Consider the following 4,264-nt stretch of genomic DNA (forward strand, 5'->3'; position numbering starts at 1 on the left):
AAAGGCCGATACAGCGGGCTCACCCTCTACCAGATCCTCGACGCCATCCAAGACCTGCTGAACTGCTGGACCGGCAGCTGCACCACCTGCCACCAACCCCTGCCCAGCAGGACAACACCAAGATCAAGAACGACCTAACGGAGTCCTACTAGGCGGCTGGCTAGCCGCCTAGCCAGAGCCGACCGGAGCAGCCTTCGTGCCCGATCTCTCCTCGTACGCCGCCCAGTTGCGCGGCCTGGCCGACGCACTTGAAGCCCAGTCAGAACCCGGCGATGACCCGTTCATCCCACATCCGGACACCTTGGAGGTCATCAACAACCGCCACACCAAGCGCGGACAGCTCAACTACGCCGTCCCCGACCAACTCCAGCTCCAGCGACGCATCCGCCGCTACAACGCCGACACTGACACCGCCCACGGCGACATCGTCGCCCTCGCCCTCGACACCTGGCTCCGCGCCAAGGGCTACCCACCCGACCTCACACCGCTTAAGACGGAAGCGCCATGACCGGGCCGCCCGACCAGCTACCGCTGGAGTCCCTCGCCCCGCGATCTCCTGCCCCAGCCCGGACGCCGGAACAGCTTTCACTCCTCGGACACCCGACGCCCATCCGCCTTCCGGCCGAGCTCTGGCTGACCTGGCTCACCGACCAGACGGTCATCGCCCGTTTTGAAGCCAAGCACTACATCCGCTCCCCAACCCGGTGCTGGCCATGGCTCGGCGCGGTCAGCTCCACAGGCCACGGATCCTTCCGCGCAGCCAGCCTGCCCGGCCCGTCCCGCCGAGGCACGGTCCCGGCGCACCTGTTCGCCTACCAACTCGCGCACGGGGTGATAAACCGCCCCGGCTGGTCCGCCGCCGAAGACCCCGTGGTCTGCCACACGTGCGACTTCCACGGCTGCACCAACCCCGCCCATCTCCGGCTGGGAACCGCCGCCGAAAACCGAGCCGAATGGCGACTTCGACGCCACAACCCCCACGGACCACTCGCCGACGTACGCGGCGCCGCCGGACGCACACGCGCCATCGCACAAGCGATCCGGGCCGGACTCCAAGCGGACGAGCCCCCGGATCTGATCGAGAAACGCATCCGCGCCACCGAGGCAGCAGGCCTGCCGCTCACCCTCTGGTGACAAGTAAGAGACTCCGCCGACCTCTTTTACTCTGCTCCGCGATTTTCACGAAAGTGGCATACTTCGGAACAGAGGGGGCGTCGATCCACACTCATTCCGGCGAGATAAAAGCCTCACTGAAGTCGGTTACCTTTCGGCCGCCCACTGCTGGCGGAGGAGCCATCACGTAAACGTCCCAGGTCTGAGCGAAACGCGCATGTCGCGACAGGTGTTGGACCGTCTTGGGATCATGGTGGCCGGAGGTTCCTAGCACCGAAGTGTAGAAGCGTTTCAAGCTGTGAAATCTTGTTCCCGCGGGGAGACCAGCAATCTCTACCGCCTGACGCCACCTCCAGTAGAAGTTATTCATATGGAGGGGGGCGCCGGTAGGTTTGGTCAAAATGAACCCTCTACTTGGCGACGCACAGGATTCTTGCTGCTTGAATTCCGCTAGAGGCTTCTTCTCGGAAGGCGGATATCGCAGCAAATGTTCTTTCAAACGTTCCACCAGAAAAGCATCGACCGCCAGTGTTGCATAGCTGGACCTCGTTTTCAGGGGCCGAGTCTTGCCTTTCTGCTGTTGTTCAGTGATGGACACAAGCCCCCGGTCCATATCAATATTTTCCCACCTAAGCCCGAGAACTTCCCCCTGCCGTAGGCCTGCGCACGCTGCTAGCCACACTGCAATCTCGTAGCGTGGCGCTAGCTGCCGTATGGCCGAAGCCACCGACATCACTTGACCGGGTGTCAGGCGGATGTCGCTGCGGGGCATGACTTCGGGCAGAGTGACGCGTGAAGTGACGTTTTCCGAGAGAGGAACACCTTCGTCGATCATGTAATTGACAAGGACTTGCCAGGCATAAAAGATCTGAATTACAGTACGCGGCGATCGAAGCCTGGGGCGGGTGAGCAGGTAGTCGACAAAAGCGATACTGTCTGCCCACCTAAGGGATGACGCGACACGAATGCCAGAAAACGGGATGATGTAATTCCTAAAGTTCTGCTCATAGGAAATTGTTGTGCGCTGCAGCGCATTCATCCTCTCCCTTCGCTCGATAAATTTCATTGCATAGAAGGCCACGGTGCGCCCTCCCACTGCCCAATTTTGAGCCGTCTCGTTAATAGGTGACGTCTCATTATCGATATGACTCATAGCCTCGGACCACGTTCCGAACGCGACTCGGTGCGGTTTACCGGAGCGGTCTTTGTAGCGTGCTTGCCAACGCAATCCACGCCCGTGGTCACTACTGGGGTAGAGAGGGCGATTCCACTTTCCACATCCACACTGGGAATCTCCACGGTCAGGCTTTGGGTACGTTTTATGCCAGCGGTCAAACGGAACAGTCCTCTTATTCATAAATCGCCCTCCAGCTCATAGCATGGCGCCGCCTGACCGTGGGCCTAGAATGATTATTTGATCACCCTAGGTGGACGCCGACGGGAATTTCTCCAGCACCATTTCCAAAGTGGAGTGCGGTTATGCACTGACCGCAGCAACCAAAGCATTCACTGGGATCCTCGTCGCGGCTTGCTCCTGGAGGCACAGCACCCGACAGCTCGGTCGAGGCCGATGGGAGCTCGGCGGGGCGTCTGGAGACCAATCGAGAGGGGCCGCCGCAGGTACGGAGGGAAGACCCACGGTGAGCGACAGGTCTACACCAACAAGTGGGTGAATCTGTGTCTGGTCGACGTCCAGCTGCCCGACGCGCGCAGGTGGGAGTACCACGTCGTTCGCCTCCGGCACCTGGACGTCCCCGACGGGGTCAATGACCCGCCAAGAGATCTTGATGATGTAGCGGCACCGCTTCATCCTCGGCGGCACTCAACGCTGGCCCACCTCCGCGAAGCCGACGCGAGCCTGAGCGCCCTCGCTGGATCGCACACGGCCCGTCTCACGAGATAGCCCGAGGCCTGGAGAGGGACGGATGGCGCTGCCAGGTCCTCGCTGGCGCGGGCCGGTTGCGGAGCTGGCACGCTACCGACTTGAGCACCTCGTTCGCGGATAGCTCCGAGGCTTCGCGCGCGGGACTGTCCGCGGTCAACGACCTCGGGTGGCTCTGCGCGGCTTTTGTGCGGGCGGGGGCGGGGAGAAGGTGTCTTCCTCCTCGTCCAGCGGCGGCAGGTCGACGGTGTAGCGCGGCTGAAGAAAAAGATCGCTGTGCTGCGGCGCAGGTCGCGAGCCTGCCGTGTCCTGTGCGGGCAGGGCAGGATCGAGATGAGGGGAGGCAGAAGTCATGCACGACCATCCAGGGTTGAGGGGCGTTCGAATCCAAGACGGAGTTTCGACCAGTGATGATCAGTATTCGTCATACTCCGCGTGCGCCTGCCCATTAGATCCTATTGGCGGCGGCGCGTGGTGAGCGCGCAGTGCGAGGAGCGATGCCGTGGGATCGGGTTGTCCGGGCCGATCCGGACGCACCCAATCGCCGGAGTGAGCGCCGGCGCATGGGGCGCTGGGCTGCGCGGGTCTGCCATCTTCCCGGTTGTGTCGATCACTGCATGATGCGGGCCACGGTCAAGGCAATGCCTCCGGCGCCTCCGACGGGGGATCGGCCGGCACCGGGATGGAGGGGGCGCCGTTTCCGCCCGCGGGTCTGCGACCGCGCCGACACCTGAACCCGCGACAACACCCCCACTGGTCATGCAAGATGCCTACACGCAAACCAACACCCAGCAGGCCAAATCGAGGAAACAAACTTGATCTGCAGCCGATAGAGCTATCCAGCCCCCGACAGGCACACTCAAGCCATATAGCGATCCATTTGCTATCGGCACCCACCCCGGGAAGAGATAAGCGCGAAATGCACCCTTTGCCGAGATCGGTGAAAGTACGTGAAACCGTGCAGTCCTAGCCCCAGACCAGCAGGTCAGACAGCCTGCTCCCCGCACCCGCGGGGATGTTCCCCCGAGGAGTCTCGCCACGCTGCACGAGGTGCGCTGCTCCCTGCACCCGCGGGGATGTTCCCACGAATCGCGCGGGGTCTAGGTTCTGATCCTCGCCGCTCCCCGCACCCGCGGGGATGTTCCCTGCTTGGCGATATCGATCGCCTGGTCGATGATCTGCTCCTCGCACCCGCGGGGATGTTCCCGGATCGCGGACCAGACTGGGGAGGCCGGGAAGCTGCTCCCCGTACCCGCGGGGATGTTCCCG

The 4,264-nt window shown here is 62.6% G+C and carries 3 protein-coding genes and 1 pseudogene; 3 read left to right on the forward strand and 1 reads right to left on the reverse strand.

The window, feature by feature from the left end; all coding sequences use genetic code 11:
• The first annotated feature begins 196 nt into the window (after nt 1–196).
• Both AQJ27_RS49955 and AQJ27_RS49960 read left to right on the forward strand, forming a co-directional pair.
• Nucleotides 197–508, forward strand: coding sequence for a hypothetical protein (locus AQJ27_RS49955; protein ID WP_067385514.1), 312 nt, complete (start codon nt 197–199; stop codon nt 506–508).
• A complete protein-coding gene (locus AQJ27_RS49960; protein WP_067385516.1) occupies nt 505–1,134 on the forward strand; it encodes an HNH endonuclease family protein in 630 nt (209 codons plus the stop codon). The genes AQJ27_RS49955 and AQJ27_RS49960 overlap by 4 nt, the downstream gene beginning before the upstream one ends.
• A gap of 91 nt (nt 1,135–1,225) precedes the next feature.
• Here the strand turns inward: AQJ27_RS49960 and AQJ27_RS54265 are convergent, their stop codons facing one another.
• Nucleotides 1,226–2,194, reverse strand: a complete 969-nt coding sequence (locus tag AQJ27_RS54265; RefSeq protein WP_235614017.1) for a tyrosine-type recombinase/integrase — start codon at nt 2,192–2,194, stop codon at nt 1,226–1,228.
• A 489-nt stretch (nt 2,195–2,683) separates the two neighbouring features.
• Between AQJ27_RS54265 and AQJ27_RS59985 the strand changes: the two are divergent.
• Nucleotides 2,684–2,906: pseudogene (locus tag AQJ27_RS59985) on the forward strand (hypothetical protein); the annotation flags it as partial.
• Nucleotides 2,907–4,264 lie beyond the last annotated feature (1,358 nt).

Origin of the sequence: Streptomyces olivochromogenes, from assembly GCF_001514115.1 — a bacterium.
In the GTDB taxonomy this organism is placed as follows: Bacteria; Actinomycetota; Actinomycetes; order Streptomycetales; family Streptomycetaceae; genus Streptomyces; species Streptomyces olivochromogenes.